General features: G+C 51.6%; 14 protein-coding genes and 1 riboswitch. Of the genes, 4 read left to right on the top strand and 10 right to left on the bottom strand.

The annotated features are described in order from the left end of the window. Window positions 1–21: 21 nt before the first annotated feature. The 3 genes from ACGG90_RS08755 to ACGG90_RS08745 all read right to left on the bottom strand — a co-directional run bounded on the left by ACGG90_RS08755 (window position 22) and on the right by ACGG90_RS08745 (window position 3,575). The gene (locus tag ACGG90_RS08755) at window positions 22–999 is read right to left on the bottom strand and encodes an alpha-ketoacid dehydrogenase subunit beta (protein WP_390408410.1); all 978 of its coding nucleotides are present in this window, start codon (window positions 997–999) and stop codon (window positions 22–24) included. Window position 1,000: 1 nt separating this feature from the next. Then, window positions 1,001–2,107: a pyruvate dehydrogenase (acetyl-transferring) E1 component subunit alpha gene (gene pdhA / locus ACGG90_RS08750; protein ID WP_390408408.1), complete on the bottom strand. Its 1,107-nt coding sequence runs from the start codon at window positions 2,105–2,107 to the stop codon at window positions 1,001–1,003. A gap of 811 nt (window positions 2,108–2,918) precedes the next feature. After that, on the bottom strand, window positions 2,919–3,575 hold the full coding sequence (locus ACGG90_RS08745; protein WP_390408405.1) for a hypothetical protein: 657 nt from the start codon (window positions 3,573–3,575) through the stop codon (window positions 2,919–2,921). 388 nt (window positions 3,576–3,963) lie between these two features. Beyond that, a riboswitch (M-box (ykoK) riboswitch) is annotated at window positions 3,964–4,125 on the bottom strand. 131 nt (window positions 4,126–4,256) lie between these two features. On the opposite strand from ACGG90_RS08745, the gene def reads away from it, so the two are divergent. Then, window positions 4,257–4,811: a peptide deformylase gene (def, locus tag ACGG90_RS08740; RefSeq protein WP_390408402.1), complete on the top strand. Its 555-nt coding sequence runs from the start codon at window positions 4,257–4,259 to the stop codon at window positions 4,809–4,811. A 458-nt stretch (window positions 4,812–5,269) separates the two neighbouring features. On the opposite strand, the gene ACGG90_RS08735 is transcribed toward def, so the two are convergent. Both ACGG90_RS08735 and ACGG90_RS08730 read right to left on the bottom strand, forming a co-directional pair. Further along, window positions 5,270–6,517, bottom strand: coding sequence for a dicarboxylate/amino acid:cation symporter (locus ACGG90_RS08735; RefSeq protein WP_390408399.1), 1,248 nt, complete (start codon window positions 6,515–6,517; stop codon window positions 5,270–5,272). A 126-nt stretch (window positions 6,518–6,643) separates the two neighbouring features. After that, on the bottom strand, window positions 6,644–7,075 hold the full coding sequence (locus ACGG90_RS08730) for a hypothetical protein (protein WP_390408396.1): 432 nt from the start codon (window positions 7,073–7,075) through the stop codon (window positions 6,644–6,646). Between the two features lie 195 nt (window positions 7,076–7,270). Here ACGG90_RS08730 and ACGG90_RS08725 point away from each other — a divergent pair, with 195 nt between their 5' ends. From ACGG90_RS08725 to ACGG90_RS08715, 3 genes are all read left to right on the top strand, one after another. After that, on the top strand, window positions 7,271–7,483 hold the full coding sequence (locus tag ACGG90_RS08725; protein WP_390408393.1) for a DNA-dependent RNA polymerase subunit epsilon: 213 nt from the start codon (window positions 7,271–7,273) through the stop codon (window positions 7,481–7,483). Beyond that, a complete protein-coding gene (rnjA, locus tag ACGG90_RS08720; RefSeq protein ID WP_390408390.1) occupies window positions 7,484–9,166 on the top strand; it encodes a ribonuclease J1 in 1,683 nt (560 codons plus the stop codon). A 452-nt stretch (window positions 9,167–9,618) separates the two neighbouring features. Continuing rightward, a complete protein-coding gene (locus ACGG90_RS08715; protein WP_390408387.1) occupies window positions 9,619–10,563 on the top strand; it encodes a diacylglycerol/lipid kinase family protein in 945 nt (314 codons plus the stop codon). Window positions 10,564–10,612: 49 nt separating this feature from the next. On the opposite strand, the gene ACGG90_RS08710 is transcribed toward ACGG90_RS08715, so the two are convergent. The 5 genes from ACGG90_RS08710 to ACGG90_RS08690 form a co-directional block, all read right to left on the bottom strand. Continuing rightward, a complete protein-coding gene (locus ACGG90_RS08710) occupies window positions 10,613–11,401 on the bottom strand; it encodes a 2-keto-4-pentenoate hydratase (protein ID WP_390408473.1) in 789 nt (262 codons plus the stop codon). Window positions 11,402–11,836: 435 nt separating this feature from the next. Next, window positions 11,837–12,361: a hypothetical protein gene (locus ACGG90_RS08705; RefSeq protein WP_390408386.1), complete on the bottom strand. Its 525-nt coding sequence runs from the start codon at window positions 12,359–12,361 to the stop codon at window positions 11,837–11,839. A 111-nt stretch (window positions 12,362–12,472) separates the two neighbouring features. Then, window positions 12,473–13,687 (bottom strand): GNAT family N-acetyltransferase, encoded by a 1,215-nt coding sequence (locus ACGG90_RS08700; protein WP_390408383.1) that lies wholly within the window; start codon window positions 13,685–13,687, stop codon window positions 12,473–12,475. Between the two features lie 31 nt (window positions 13,688–13,718). Next, window positions 13,719–16,100, bottom strand: coding sequence for an SF1B family DNA helicase RecD2 (gene recD2 / locus ACGG90_RS08695; protein ID WP_390408380.1), 2,382 nt, complete (start codon window positions 16,098–16,100; stop codon window positions 13,719–13,721). Continuing rightward, window positions 16,090–16,761, bottom strand: a complete 672-nt coding sequence (locus ACGG90_RS08690) for a tetratricopeptide repeat protein (RefSeq protein WP_390408377.1) — start codon at window positions 16,759–16,761, stop codon at window positions 16,090–16,092. The genes recD2 and ACGG90_RS08690 overlap by 11 nt, the downstream gene beginning before the upstream one ends. Window positions 16,762–16,775 lie beyond the last annotated feature (14 nt).

The raw sequence follows: 16,775 nt of genomic DNA, 5'->3' as shown, positions 1-16,775 counted from the left end.
CACCCCTTTATAATAGTAGAATCAAAATGCAACGGTTTCACGAACTTTAGCTTCGATGTCCTTGGCATTAGGCAGCCAAGCACTTTCGGCCTGCCCGAATGGGAATGGGGTATCCGGTGCCGCCACGCGGCCGATTGGCGCATCCAGCAATAGGATCGCCCGTTCGGAGATCTCAGCGATCACACTGGAAGCCACCCCGCCCATGCGTTGCGCTTCTTGAACCACCACAGCGCGATGCGTTTTCTTGACACTGGCAATGATCGTTTCCACATCCAGCGGTGCCACCGTGCGCAAGTCGATGATCTCGGCGTTGATGTTGTCTTTGGCTAAGTTATCTGCGGCCTTCTTGGCTTCACGGACCATCGCCCCATAAGTGATGATGGATACATCACTGCCTTCTTTGGTGACAGCAGCTTTATCCAAAGGTACCGTGTATGCTTCATCCGGCACTTCTTCGCGGAAGGAGCGATACAACTTCATGTGTTCCAGATATAACACAGGATCGTTGCTGCGAATAGCAGAAATCAACAAGCCTTTGGCATCATATGGATTGCTTGGAACCACCACGCGCATCCCAGGGAATTGGGCCACTAAGCCTTCGAAGTTATCAGAGTGCATTTCCGGTGTGTGGACCCCGCCCCCAAAAGGCGCGCGGATCGTGATCGGCATGCTGCGGGTATTGCCCATGCGATAGCGCACGCGTGACATCTGCCCGCCAATGGAATCCATGACTTCAAAGATGAAACCATAGAACTGAATTTCAGGAATTGGCCGCCAGCCGGTTAACGCCAAGCCGATCGCCAAGCCGCCGATACCAGATTCCGCAAGCGGCGTATCGAAGACGCGATCTTCACCGTGCTTGGCTTGCAAGCCATCAGTGGCGCGGAAGACCCCGCCGTTTTTGCCGACATCTTCGCCGAAGACCAAGGTTTTAGGGTCGTTGGCTAATTCTAAATCAAGCGCGTTGGTGATCGCTTGGATCATTGTTTTTTGAGCCATGTTAGTTGGCCTCCTTTGCTTGGAATTGAGCGAGTTGTTCTGCAACATTCTGCGGGGCAACTTCATAAGTGTCTTGTAAGAAGCGCGAAACCGTTTGCTTAGGTGCTTGGTCAGCTTCGGTGATCGCAGCTTTGATTTCATCTTTGGTCTTTTCGATCAAAGCGTCTTCTTGCTCTTGCGTCCACAAGCCCTTGTCTTCCAGGTAGTTGCGCATCCGGATCAGCGGATCGCGTTTCTGCCATAAATCATCGGTTTCCTTGGAGCGATACCGAGTTGGATCATCACCAGACAAGGTATGCGGGCCGTAACGATAAGTCAGCGTTTCGATCAAGACTGGTCCGTTGCCGGCAGCGACGAATTCGCGGGCTTCTTTCATCACTTCATACACGGCCAAAGCGTCCATCCCGTCAACTTGAATGCCAGGCACGCCCATGGCCACGGCCTTTTGGGCTAAGGTTTGGGCAGCGGTTTGTTTCTCCCGCGGCACAGAAATCGCATAGCCGTTGTTTTGAACCACGAAGATGGCTGGGGCTTTAAAGGCACCGGCGAAGTTCACCCCTTCATAGAAGTCGCCCTGAGACGTACCGCCATCACCGGTGTAGGTATAAGCGACTTCATTGACGCCATTCTTCTTCAAACCTAACGCAACGCCAGCAGTTTGGACGTATTGGGCGCCAATGATGATTTGCGGTGGCAAGGCGTGGAAATCTTCTGGGTATTCATTCCCCACGACATGACCGCGCGACCACAAGAAGGCTTTGGCGATAGATAAACCGTGTTGGATCAGTTCAGGAATGTCCCGGTAACCAGGCAAGATCCAGTCGCTTTTGTTCATTGCATAATTAGAAGCTAATTGCGACGCCTCTTCACCAGAAGTCGGTGCCCAAAAGCCCAAGCGGCCTTGGCGGTTCAGCGCAGTGGCACGTTGATCAAGCACGCGCGACCACACCATTTGAGACATTAATTCAACCAATTGTTCATCGCTGAGATCAGGCACGATGTCCGGTGCAACGACTTTCCCTACTTCATCTAAGATCCGGACGGTAGAGAAATCTGCCGCTTGGGTTTTCAACAATTGATCAAAGTCAACGGCTGCATGTTTTGCCATAATCAGAACCCCTTTTCGTTTAATCTGTAGTAATATCTTAATTAATCTGTATTACTTATCATCCTTACAAGACCACTTTAACATACCGACGCTGGCCGTGCAAGCGGTTTAGGTGAACGGTTTCCTTTAGCGAAAAGCCGTTAGAATCACCGTGAACAGTTTCACAGAAATTCATGAAACAGTACCCCAGTATTTCCGGCACAGCTGACACGCTTCTCACTTCACAAGCGCCATTACATTTCACAAACTTTCTTGTCATATCAAGGAAAATCAATTGTACACGTTTGCACAACTACAGTGCTGTTACTATAACAGCCTGACACCCTTGTTTGCTATCCTCCCTCTTAAGCGTACCGAATCGCCCATCTCAAACGCAAACTTTACGCAATAAATTAGTATATCGACCAAGAATATTGGCAGTTTTGCACAAGCAAAAAAGCCGCTAAAACGGCGATATTCACCTTATTATGCACAAGCAAAAAAGATCTGGCGCGCTGGTTTGACGAAATTCGGCTCCCCAGTTAACTAGATCTTTGTATGTAACAACAACTTCTTTAATTACGACCCCACCGCTGCTTCACAATTTAAGTTGGCGCAACTGGCGGCTCATCGCCATGGGGAAAGTACAGCTTAACGACTCTGGAAACTGGATCACGCGCTGCTTAAAATCAATACTGAGCACTTGCTTGGGATTGATCAGATACGATTTCTTCACCCGCAGCAATTTATGGTCCTGAAACGAAGCGCCAACACAAAAAGGCGTGCTTCCTCATCACTGAAGAAGTACGCCTTTAAACCTAACTTTAGAAAATCATATCTGCATCCACGAGACTGGGTCTTGGTTGTACCGAAACGCCGTCTCTTTGGCGGTGTGTTTGGCATTACCAACCAAGGTCATATGCAACGGGAATGCAGCAACGAATTGACGACGGATCGTGTCGCCAAGTTCGCGTACCGTGCGCGCTAAGTGCAGCGATACGCGTCCTACCCCTAACTTGAATGCGCGCTTGACCATTGCGGCTGCGATCATCAGCGCAACCATCATGCTGCGCTGTGGCCGCGTTGCCATTGCCGGAACCAACGCCTTTAAGACGAAGCGCTGAGTCCCAACGGCAACCACTTGCGCTTGCCCAGCTGCTGTCACGCGGCTGCCGGCAATGGCACAAGCAGGCACCAGGTGAAACGCGTTAAGCGTCATGGCTAACGGCTTTGGCAAAGCTGCCGCAATGCCTGTGACATCTACTGGCAATACCGTACCAGCAGCTAAGACGATCGTGTCGCCTGGCACCAAATCAGCCACTGTACCTTGCCGAACCAAGCCTTCTCGAATCACTAACACCGAGGTGTCGGCGTTGTCATATTGGGCAAGCCAGGCATGTAATTGCCGGCTTGCGCCCCAAACCAAGGCCGCAGCTGCGACCGAGAAACCCAAAACAGTAAGCAATGACACCTGAAATGCGACTAACAATGCAGCGATTCCCAACAGGAGCGCGCAAGCTGGACGCAAAGTCAGATGGAGCTTTTGAATACGTACATCTTGATTCATTGCTAAGCGGGCCTTATTGACTTCTAAGCGTGTCAGGCCGCTATTTCTTTGCATCAACAACATCAACCACTCCTCTCTTACCCAGAGAGGTTCGTGATGCGCCGGTTAACTTATATTATTAAGTGGTGGCACAATAACAAACCTTCCGGGATCTGCATTGTCCGGACTACCACCATCAATTGCTGTTTGTTGCATGTGCTCACCACCCTTCCTTCACTAATCCGTCGTGCGATCGCCTTGCCGACGAGCATTCTTCACGCGGTGTGCACCCCGCATAAAAAATGCGCACGCCGATTGGGCGCACGCAATTCTCGCATCCCAATCGTTCAGTTTTAGCACTATACGCTTAGATATAATATCAGCTGCATTAGCACAAGCCTTTGTAGACAAGTGCAGTTGACTCATTGGCATCTCTGGATGTTTCTGAGCAGCAGCGTTGTTCGTATAGGAGCCTCACCTAACGGAAAGCACCGTATTTTGATTCACTTACACTTTATCAGCTTAAATCACGGCTGTCAAGTTATGAGCTTGCAACTTTTTATGCTGTTCAAGCTGCACGCTTGTGGTAAAGTATTAGATAGTAGTACTAATGGAGGAATAGCTGTGTATTTAATGAAAGATATTACCCGCGACGGCGCCCCTGTGTTACGCCAAACCGCCGAGAAAGTTCAATTTCCACTGTCAGATGCCGATAAGCAATTAGCCCACGATATGATGGAATATTTAGTTGTTAGTCAAGATGAGGAACAAAACAAGAAGTACAAGCTGCGTCCAGGCGTTGGCTTGGCTGCCCCGCAAGTCGGCGTTGGCGAAGCGATGGCTGCCGTACTTGTGCCCGGTCCAGAAGACGAGATCTTGTTTAAGGAAGTCTTGATCAACCCCGTCATCATCTCCCATTCCGTGCAAGGTGCCGCGTTATCCGAAGGCGAAGGCTGCTTGAGTGTCGACAAAGACGTGCCAGGTTACGTTGTGCGCCACGACCGCATCACCATCCGCTACCAAGACTTCGATGGCAACACCAAGAAAGTCCGTCTCAAGAATTACCCGGCGATCGTCTGCCAACATGAAATTGATCACCTCAACGGTATTTTGTTCTATGATCATATCGATCACAAAGAACCTTTCCACATCGACGAAAACGCCGTATTGATCGACTAAGCCAAGCACAAAGGCCTGTGCAGCAACCCAAATCGGTTGTTGCACAGGCCTTTGCTTTTGTTTAACTGCCGGACTAGGAAAGCTGCGCAACGCGGGGTCAGCGGGTCGGCGCAGGCAGTGCGGCCGGCTGCAACCGCGCTGAGAGACGCGCGTTTTCCGCCTAAGTTTGCAGCCGTGCGCTCGCTTCGCTCCCCTGCGCGTCTACAAACTTGCCGCGATCAGCACCGTGAGCCAAGCAAAACCCACTTGTCTCACGGTGCTGATCGTTTCACGGCCTGACCGGCCTGCTGACCCCGCGCCGCTCCGCTTCCCTAGTCCTCCGTTATTCGCAACTCACCTAAAGGCAACCAAGTCAACGCCTCATGGGTCACCTTAGAACCTGACGCCAGCATTGGTGTACAACGTGGCCACCAGGTACCGGTCGTTTCCGACTCAATTTAGCTTAAATGCGACATCAGCTAATGTGCACGCTGACGGGCTTGCTTGCTTTTGCGGCCTTCAACTAAGCGCTGGACCATCATCGAACTGGCGATGTTGCCTGTGGAGTTCAACAAGGTCGCTGGCACATCGATGATCGTTGAAATCACGATCAACAGCGGGATCGCATTAGTCGGATAACCAAACATCGTCACGATCAAAGTTTCGGCGATCATGCCGCCGACTGGCACGGCACCCATTACGGCACCAACGAAGAAGCCGCCGGCAATGATCGACACGATCGAACTGAAGCTGGTGATGTCATGGCCAAACAATAAGAACAAGAACGTAACTTTGAACACCCCGCCAATGGCTGAGCCGTCTTTGTGGATGTTGGCCCCCAGCGGGATCACGGTATCGACAATATCCGGTGCCACGCCAATATCACGCGCTGCGGTGAGGTTGACTGGGATACAAGCGGCACTGGAGCTGGTGGCAATGGCGGTGATCGCCGGAATGCTGACATGCCGCCAGTAGTGGCGCACGCCATTCTTGCCATCGGCTAACCATGCATATACCGTCAGCATGCCGAAGAAATATACCACGCTTAAGCCCAGATACAACAAGAAGCTGCGCAGATAGCCGCCAACGATTTGGCTGCCTAACGTCCCCACGACTCCGGCAAAATAGCAGGCCAAACCAAACGGGGCGTAATACATCACATATTGCACGGCCTTAAGCACAATGGCGTTGCCTGAAGCCAAGAACTTGCGGAACGGTTCGCCGGCTTTGCCGCTGGCACTCGTGGCGATACCAAACAATAGTGAAAAGACGATCGTGGCCAACATATGCGACTTCGACAACAGTTTGGTGAAATCATCCACCGTGAACAATTCAACCACCTGCTGCAGCATTGGCACCGACGTATTCTGGCCTTTGACTGCGCCCATCATGGCTTTAAGCTGCGGCACATCGGTTCCTTGCACCAGCGGAAACAGCCGCACGCCGATGTACCCTAACACCGTGGCGACTAACGCCGTGAACAAGAACACCACGATAGTCGCGCCCAAGATCTTCCCTAAACGCGCCTTGTTGCCCATTTGACCGATGGCACTGGCAATTGAGAAGAAGATCAGTGGAATCAGCAGCATGTACATCAAGTTTAGGAACAATTCACCAAACGGCTGCAACACTGTGGCGCGCTCGCCGATTACGGCGCCGACGATCCCGCCAATAATGACACCGCCTAACAATAAGAAGGTACTGCGATAATTGCGTAAGATTTTCACGACATTCTAACCCCGTATTAATATTTTACTCATTGAGCATTGTACGTGACTGTTTACGCAATAACAAGCCTCTGTGTGATTTCCGCAAAACAAAAAGCCGAGCTTGCACTCGACTCGCGAAATCCGTTAAACTCGTCGCAAATCATCAACATATTCGCGCGTGGCCGCATTGACCACATAAGCAATGTCCACATGCACCTGGTCATCTCGGGTCCACCAATCTGTAATCACAAGCGTCGGCGGCAACGCGGCAGCTTTGACTTGCGGGGTTTGCTGCTTAAGCGCTGCTGCAAACGCGTCTTTGGTGATCGGCGCAGCCGGCAGCACATATTCAAACGCCATGATCCCATGGCCCCAAACATCAGCCACAGGCAGCGATTTAAGCTTGGCGGCATCTGTCCAAGCCAAGCTTTGCATTGCCGCGGCCACCGCATCATCACATTCACGCTGATTGTGCATCGTCAACACCCGCATTGCCCGCTTGCGCCGCCGCACGCGCCACCACACGATAATCGCCAAACACAGCACCACGATCACTGCTAATCCAAACCACGCCACGCCGATCGCCTCCTTTTGTTTCTATTTGTTTCTATTATACCGTATTGTCGCACACATTGCCGCGGTGCCGTGGCGCAGAAGCAGACTTTATGCTAAACTATACAGTAACTGTTGAACCTTCAACAAATGATCGGTTAATGCGAGAAATACCCCAGGCTCTGGGGCGATTTTTTGCGTATTCGAAAGGAGCTTATTATGATCTACAAAGTGTTATATCAAAAAGACAAGGTGGTCAACCCACGCCGCGAAACCACCCAAACCCTTTATCTGGAAGCATCCAGTGCCGTGGAAGCACGTAGTTTGGTGGAGAATAACACCCCATACAACATCGAATTCGTGCAAGAATTAAGTGGCAACTTCTTGGACTACGAGAAGCAATCACCTGATTTCAAACTGACGGAGTTCTAAATGAAACTCAACATCAAAAACAACGAAACCGCCGTTTTTGCCATCGGCGGTTTGGGCGAAATCGGGAAGAACATGTATGGGGTCCAATTCCAAGACTCGATCATCGTCATCGATGCCGGGATCAAATTCCCAGAAGACGATTTGCTTGGGATCGACTATGTTATTTCCGATTATTCTTACTTAGCCCAGAATCAAGATAAAATCAAAGCCTTGGTGATTACCCACGGCCATGAAGACCATATTGGCGGGATCCCGTACTTCTTGAAACAAGTGCCGAATATCCCGGTTTATGCCCCACCGCTGGCTGCCGCCTTGATCCGCGGCAAGCTGGAAGAACATGGGCTTTTGCGTTCAACCAAGTTGGAAGAACTCAAAGAAGATTCCGTGTTGAAGTTTGGCCCGATCACCGTTGATTTCTTCCGCACCACCCACAGTATCCCAGATACTTTAGGCGTGGCAGTACACACGCCAAGCGGTGTGATCGTGGAAACTGGCGACTACAAGTTCGACTTGACGCCAGTTGGTGACCAGCCTGCGCCAAACCTGCAGAAGATGGCGCGCTTAGGCGAAGAAGGCGTCTTGTTGTTGATGAGTGATTCCACCAACGCCGAGATCCCCAACTTCACCAAGTCTGAACGCTTCGTCGGCAACTCGATCCGCCATATTTTTGACGGCATCGAAGGCCGGATCATTTTCGCCACCTTCGCGTCTAACATCTCGCGGATCGCGCAAGCTGCTCAAGCCGCTATGGATCATGGCCGCAAGATCGCGGTGTTCGGCCGCTCGATGGAGACAGCGATGGTCAATGGTCGCGAACTCGGTTACTTGGACATTCCTGATGACGTCTTGATCGACGCGCATGAACTCAACAAGCTGCCTGCCAACGAAGTCATGATCTTGTGTACCGGCTCGCAAGGCGAACCGATGGCCGCTTTGTCCCGGATCGCCAACGGCACTCACCGTCAGATCTCCATTCAGCCTGGCGACACGGTGATCTTCTCTTCCAACCCGATCCCTGGCAACACCACTAGTGTTAACCATGTGATCAACGAGCTGGAAGAAGCCGGCGCCGAAGTCATTCACGGCAAAGTCAACAACGTCCACACTTCCGGCCATGGCGGCCAAGAAGAACAGAAGTTGATGCTGCGCTTGATGAAGCCCAAGTTCTTCATGCCGATCCACGGTGAATACCGGATGCTTAAGATCCACACCGAATTGGCGCAAGAATGCCACATTCCTGAAGACCACTGCTTCATCATGGAGAACGGCGACGTCTTGGCTTTGACTAAAGATTCCGCTCGCCGCGCTGGCCACTTCCCGGCTTCTGATGTTTACATCGACGGCAGCGGCATTGGCGACATCGGCAACGCCGTGATCCGCGATCGCCGCACCTTGTCTGAAGAAGGCTTGGTCGTAGTTGTCGCCACCATCAACATGCAGAAACAAGCCGTCTTGGCTGGTCCTGACCTGTTGTCTCGCGGCTTCATCTATATGCGCGAATCCGGCGAATTGATCAATCAAGCCCAACGCCGCGTCTATCGCACCGTCAAGAACACCTTCAAGCAGAATGAGAAAGTCACTGAAGGCATGCTTAAAGATGCGATTTCCTCAAATCTGCAAGCCTTCTTGTTCGACAAGACTGAACGGCATCCAGTGATCTTGCCAATGCTGATCTTGCTATAAACCCAAGCGAAGCAAAGCGCACTTAGCGGGTCAATTAGCTACGCCCTCGTGCTTGCGGCGTACTTTGCCGCGAGTGCGGGGGCGTAGCTAATTGCACCCACGTTGCTTTGCGCAGCTGGACGATAACCAAAGCGAAGCAAAGCGCACTTAGCGGTGGATATAAGGCAGGATGACGTTTGGGCGTTCTTTGCCCAAGCGGCGTCATGACTTATATCACGCCGCGTTGCTTTGCGCAGCTCGCCGATCACCAAAACCCCTTAGCCATCAAGCAGCTTGCTTGGTCACTAAGGGGCTTTTTCTGCGCCAATTTTCAATATTCACAATTGTAAATACTTTTCTCACGCCCTTGCTTGCAACTTAAGCGAGTGCTTACTTTTCGGCAATATTGATTGTTTTCTGCAAGCGTGGCCGGTATAATCGTAGTAGTGTTTTTTCAGTGAGAGGGGTAACGTATGGCAGCGGGTTTCTACTACATCATCTTTAATCCAGCAGCAGGGTCTGGTACCGCGATCGACACGTTCAAGAAGATCCGCCAGACTTTAGACGAGCGCCAGATCCAATATGAGATCCAAGTGTCACGCTATTCCGGCCACGCCGTGCAATTGGCGAAGCAAATCGGCAGCTTCAATCAAGTGCCAGACGCTGTGATCTTGGTGATCGGCGGTGATGGCACCTTGAATCAAGCCATCACCGGCTTGCGCGATTCCGCGCATCCTGACATGCCAGTCGGCTACATCCCGGCAGGCTCAGGCAACGACTTTGCCCGCGGCATCGGCTTATCTCAAGATCCGCTAAAGGCTTTAGAACAAGTATTGGCCGCCGATCATGCCGTTACTTTCGACGTAGGCCATTACACCGAGAAAACGCGCGGAGAATCTGGTTATTTTGTCAACAACATCGGCGTTGGTTTTGACGCGGCGGTGGTGGCCGCCACCAACCGCAGCCGCTTTAAGCGGGTGTTAAATCGCCTGCACATGGGCTCTTTGGCGTATATGGTTGGGGTGTTAGGCGTCTTCTTCTCTCGGCGCCCCTTCCCTGTCACCGTGTATGCAGAAGGCAAGCGCACTTATATCCAACGCGCCTTCTTGGTCACCACCACCAACCACCCGTATTTTGGCGGCGGCGTGCGGATCTTGCCTGGCGCCGACCCTACTGACGGGAAGCTGGATCTGATCGTGGTGGAACACCTTAACGTGCCTTATTTCCTGTTCTTGGTGGTTCAGCTGTTGTTAGGGCGCCACACGCGTTACAAGCGCGTGCATGTGTTTGAAACCAATCGCTTGGAACTGCAAACCCCGTCACTTGAGTTCGGGCAGATGGATGGTGAAGAGCTCGGCATTCGGCCGTACGAACTTAGTTTTCACGTGGAACACCAACGTTTCTGGTTTAAACTATAAAAAAAGTCCTCAACATCAGATCATCATCTGGTGTTGAGGACTATTTAGGTTATTGCAGATCAAAGGATACAGTACCGAAGAACTTATCAAACTTTGCTTCGTAGTGACCTTTTTGTGCATGTGGCGGCAGCAAGAACGTCCCACTGGATACCTTGGTGCCAGCCGGGAAATCATGGCCTTGGGCGGCCAACTTCTCCACCAGCCACTTCAGCGAGTTCAATGGGTTGCCTAAGACTTCAGAACTGCTGCCATGCGCCAGTTCTTTGCCATCAAGGGACAAGGTCGCATTAACGGTGGCAAGCGCATCGACAGAAAGCTGGGCCTTAGTTGCTGGGGCATAAACCACGCGACCGGCCACGGCAGAATCAGAAACGACCAAGTACTTGTCCAATGCTGGGAACCAATCAGCGAAGCGGCAATCAGGCAGCTCTACGGCGCCGGAAACGTTGCACTTAGCCAGCAATTCTTCAACTGAATCAGTCGGCTTCAAGGCTTCTTTGGCTTCAAACATCAATTCAACTTCCAACAACGGATCCATCAAATCGGACAATGGCAGCTTGGCACCGGATTTCAGCCAGCTGGAAGCCAACTCGACGCCATAGAATGGTGAATCTGAATCAAACATCTTTTGGGTTTGTTCTGAAGTCAATGAAACTTTGTAGCCGCCAACTTTTTCGTTTTGCAACGCGGTGTTAGCCCATTGCACGCGATAAGCACTGTCGTAATCGGTGACGCGGTCTTTGTAATCAGCCATCTTCAACGGTTGATGGTTCTTGCGAGCTTCGTATAATTCTTTAGCAACTTGTGCTTCTTTATCAGTGGTCTTAGTCATTGTCATCATAATAATAGCCTCCATTGGCATTGCCAAAAGTATTTTTCACACAAAGTATTCAATAAGGTGAGTGGTCGCGGTCGCTGCAGTCGACATAAAAATGCGCCTCATCGAATCAATTGATTCGACGGGGCGCATTCTGCGCGGTACCACCCGTATTTCTGACGCATTAAGCGCCACTTAGCACGTACAGCAGAACGTCACACCGGCCAAGCGGACTCCTGCGATACGCCGGCGCGTTAGTGGGCGCCAACCAGTACCGCTACATATCACGATACAACTCAGAGGTGATCGGTCAAATGCGTGGGCAGGTCCCCTTCCATCATGCGGGACTCGCTGACTGTCGGTGCATCGACACATCCTCTTCAACGTTTGGTTCTTTGTGTTGTGATTAATATAGTCTCATTTAATGAGAACGTCAAGGGATAATGCCATTATTTTCTAATTTATTCCACAGACGAGATATAGGCACCACACCATGTCCGGTTCAAACACCTTGCGAATCATGGTTTGATCTTCAACCATATCTGCCGAAGCAATGGTATATCGGTACCCAACCGCTTTAAAATCGGCATATGCCGCGGCTTTGCTGCCGGCATAAAACACCTCATAGTCGCCGACTTGGCTGTGCCGCAACAAATTGGCTGTGGCTGGATGGATGATCGCCGCATCTTCAGTGTACAGCGGATTCTCCAGCAGACACATCGGCTTTAACGGTCGATGAAACAAGTTCACCAACTGTAAGCGGTCGCTATATTCATAACACAACTCCCGCCAGCCGAAATCCGCACGCTGGCTTTGATACGCCGCCGGCACCAAGAAGTGGTCCCCCACCAGATCCGGCAGTTGGGCGATGATCTCATCAAAATTATCATGCAACACGATTGTTGGCGCCACAACACCTGGAATATGCGTCGCCGCAGCGTAACTATCTGTGCTGGTCGGACCAAGGGTATGGATCTTCATTGACTCGTGCCTCCTAAGGCATCATGCCGAAAATCCCGCATGCGCCATTGAGCCAAGCACATGCGGGAAAATCAAATATCGTTTGTGCCCGAGCCGCCAAACACCGATCGATCAGAAATAATCACTGAAGTAAGGCTCTTCCATCGGGATGATGCTTTCAAGCGTCTTCAAGGCCGCTTTAGACGCATGCAGGCGCTCGATGCGGGCCAGATACGACGGCCGGCGGTAACTCATCAACATCGTCGTCAGGGTTTGAATATCTAACGTGACTTCCTCACCCACTGGCCGATCGGTGATTTCAGCTTCACCATGCTCATCAAACCACACGCCAAAAGTCTGATTATTCCATTCAGCCAACGGGTCGCTGACGACAAAATGCAGCGGTGCACCGGCTTCGGCAAACGGATACTCCTTCAAGAACTCCGCCACATCAACGATGCGCGCCATGTAATACGGGTGGATGGTTTGTTTGATATCCCCATCAGACAACAGAAAATGCAGCGGCTCATTCTTGTAAATGTTGCCGCGCACGTGCTCCACCATCGAGAAATGCGCCGACACGAAATTCCACAACCCCACCCGTGCTTCTTGGGTGTTGTACACCATTTCTTTGATGTGGAACACTTCATCAGCGATCCAATACAGCACATACCCTTGCGGCTGGTCTTGGGCATCATAATAAACCCCGGCGATGCGCTCTTCTTCATTCTCCCAGCGCCAATATTCATCCCAGTTCAATTGATCGCGCACCATAGCGCCATGGTTATGCAGCGCGTAAGTTTGATAAGTCGCGATCACATCAGGATCATCGATTTCCAAGCGTTCCACATGACCAGGCACTGGCACCGGCTTAGGCAATTGGGTATCTTTAACATCAAAGGTCAAGTGATCGGACATGATCTCCCAGCCTTTTTTGCGATAAAACGGAATCGAATATGGGTATAAATATGATAGCCACTGCTTATGTGCGCGCATGTGCTGCAAGGCGATGCGAACCAGATCATGCATCAAACCGTGGCCGGAATATTCCGGATACGTCCCGACGCCGGTTAACCCGCCCATTTGCACGAGTTTGCCATGCAAATTCACGGTACACGGGTAAATCGCCAGTTGCGAAATCAGTTGATCGTCATGAAACCACCCGATCACATCGGATTCTTCCAGTACCGGCCGCTTCGCGCGTTCCAGCTCGCCTTCTTCATAACCGGACTCTTCCACTTCTTTGGCGGTGACTTGAAAGACATATGCCAGCAGGTCATTGAACTGCTCCAAATAGTCTAGCGTCACCGGCTTGATGGTCAAGTCCTTGCGTATATTGTCGTCCATCGCCGACTTTCAACTCCTTATGTCGTTAACATTAATGCGCCGCACAATCTTCAGGCTTCACGCCGGCCATGCCGATCATCGGATCGATTTGTTGATGCAAGATCAGCTCAGCGGTCAGAATATGATCATGCGGTGCTTCATCAGTTTCTTTATTATCTAAGACCGCTGCACTGCTGTCAACTGGCATCGCCGCTTGCAAGCGCGCCACCAAAGTCGTCTTGCGGTTGTCCGCAACGGCTTGCACTGCGGTTTCAAACGCGCGCGGGTCCCCCATTAATACTAGGGATTGGCTGGCACGGGTGACGGCAGTATACAACAAGTTGCGCCGCAGCATGCGCCGGCTGGCCAAAGTCAGCGGCAAGATCACCAAATCAAATTCGCTGCCTTGGGCCTTGTGGATCGATGTGGCATAAGCCAAGGTGATCTTGGCAAAATCGCTGCGGGCATACTGCAACTCATTGCCGTCAAAATCGATCGTTAACTCATCGGTTTTCGAATCCGCTTCTTTAGCCGGGGTGATCCCGGTGACCATCCCAATTTCACCGTTAAACACATTGGCTTCGGGATTATTGACCAATTGCAAGACCTTGTCGCCGATGCGGTAGCGCTTGTCGCCAAATTGCACTTCTTTGGTACGCTCAGAGTGCTTGGGATTGACGATATCTTGCAACAAGGCATTTAGCTGATCGATGCCGGCTGCCCCGCGATACATTGGCGCCAAGACTTGCATATTACTTAACGCAAACTTAGCTTTGGCCTTGGCCACCACTTGCCCCACCACTTGCGCCAGTTGATTAGGCGGACACAAGATGAAACTGCGATCTGGTTTAGGCGCTTGCCAATCTGCCGGCAGCTGACCGGCATTGATGGCATGCGCCAAGGTGATGATCGAGCTGCCATCATCTTGGCGGTGAATGTGGGTCAATTCTTGCGCCGATAAGGTTTTAGACCGCAACAAATCGGCGAAGACTTGCCCAGGCCCGACACTTGGCAGTTGGTCTTTATCCCCGACTAAGATCAAGCGGATCCCGGGATGCAGCGCCATTAACAAGGTCTTGAACAAATAGGTATCAACCATCGACATTTCATCAACGATCAACAAGCCATCAGGCAATTCTTTTGGCTCATATTCTTCTGAATCAATGTTCAAGCCTAACAAGCGGTGGATCGTGCTGGCAGGCAAGCCGGTGGTTTCAGTCATGCGCTTGGCCGCACGTCCAGTTGGCGCCGCCAGCATAATGGGAAAAGGCTTGTCTTTATCATTGTATTTGTTGATATCCAACGACAAGTCGTTGAGCTCGGCATAAGTGCGCACAATGCCGTTGACCACCGTCGTTTTGCCAGTCCCTGGCCCGCCAGTTAAGGCAAAGATGCCGTTTTGCATGGCAGCGGCGATGGCGGCTTTTTGCGTGTCATCATAAGTGATGGCTTCGGCCTTTTGCACCGCCTTGATGGCTTTGTTCAAAGTCTTCGCTTCTGGGGCGTCGACAGCTTGTTGCAGCTGTTTGAGGCGATTGGCAATGGCGACTTCCGCGTCAAATAAGCGCTTGGGATACACGCGTTGTTCTTCGGCGATCAGCTTGTTGGCATGCGTCAGCGCCACGACGGCATCGGCGACTTTGTCAGGGGCGATTTCGGTGTTGCGCGCATCTTCGAGCATGCCGATGGTGGCATTCAATAAGTCAGGCAGTGCCACATAGGTGTCGCCTTCGCCTTCCGTCAAGGTATTGACAGTTTCCATCACCGCCCCTTGCAAGCGGATCGGCGCGTCGAAAGCCACATGCATCCGCGACGCGATCGCATCGGCGCGCTTGAAGCCGATGCCGTCAACATCGGCGATCAGCCGATAAGGGTTCTCTTCGATCACTTGCAGCGCATCGGTTTCGTATAATTGAAAGATCTTGGCGGCCATGTTGGCGGTGAAACCATAATCGTTCAAGCCGATAATCACCTGCTCCATGCCCATGTTGGCTTTGAGGTTATCGACCAAGACTTTCTGGCGCTCGGCTTTAAGATGCAGCGGCGTCAAGACGCTGGGGTCTTTTAAGATCTTCTCAATGGCAGTCAAACCTAGCTCGTCAACGATCCGCGTGGCGGTTTTCTCGCCAACGCCAGGAAACTTGTCCGAACTCAAATAGCCGATCAGCCCAGATTTGCTGCTGGGCTTTTCGACTTGATAATTATCGGCAGCAAACTGCTGCCCATATTTAGGATGGTTCACCACATGACCGACGAAGCGGTACACTTCATCTTCTTTGACGTCGCCAAAACTGCCGGTCACCACGATTTCCGCCTCAGGCCAAGTGATGTTGGTGGCAGTAATGGTGATCAGCAAGATCTTGAAGAAGTTATTCGGGTTCTGAAAGAAAATGCTTTTGACCCGACCAGTGACGGTTTGTGGCTCATTTGCCATCAGTCTGCTCCTGATGCAGCAAGTACCCGGCGATGTCGCGCACCTGGTTGGCTTTGTGATCGTAGCCGTCTGGGTCTAAGCGCTTGGCTTCATCCAGATACTTGCTGCCGTCAACACCTTGGCCTGCCAGTGCCATGCCGTAAGTGAAATAAACCTGGGCATTCTTGGTGCGCAACTGGTTTTCAAGGGCCGCTGCAGCATCTTTGAAGGCGCCGATGCCAAGCAGCAGCTCCGCACACAACAGCGCGGCGTCTAAGCGATGCGGGGCTTGTTCATGGGCCGTCAAGGCATAAGCCAACGCGCGGTTGGGATCTTCTGCTTGCTGATAGCTCAAAGCAATCATATAAGTGGCGTCTTGAGCGATGGCCCCGTCTTTATCCAGCAGCTGTTTAAAGTATTGCACCGCCAGTTTGAAATTGCCTTGGCGATATTGCAACAAGCCGAAGTTGTACACCAACTCGCCGTCGTCTGGAAACAGCCCAATGGCTTGCATCAACAACTGCGTGGCTTCGTCATAAGCTTGAATGGCGATCAACATTGTCGCTAACGTCGCATAGCGCTTCGGGTCTTTGGGATCGTCATCAATGGCTTGCACCGCTTCATGAATGGCACCGTCATGGTCACCATGGTTGAAGCGTGAGATCATATTTTGTTTAGGCATGTGCGGGACTCCTT

It is taken from the genome of Lacticaseibacillus jixiensis (assembly GCF_042847315.1).
Classification (GTDB): domain Bacteria; phylum Bacillota; class Bacilli; order Lactobacillales; family Lactobacillaceae; genus Lacticaseibacillus; species Lacticaseibacillus jixiensis.
The sequence above is the reverse complement of the archived record's forward strand: the minus strand, read 5'-3'. Positions and strand labels throughout refer to the sequence as shown.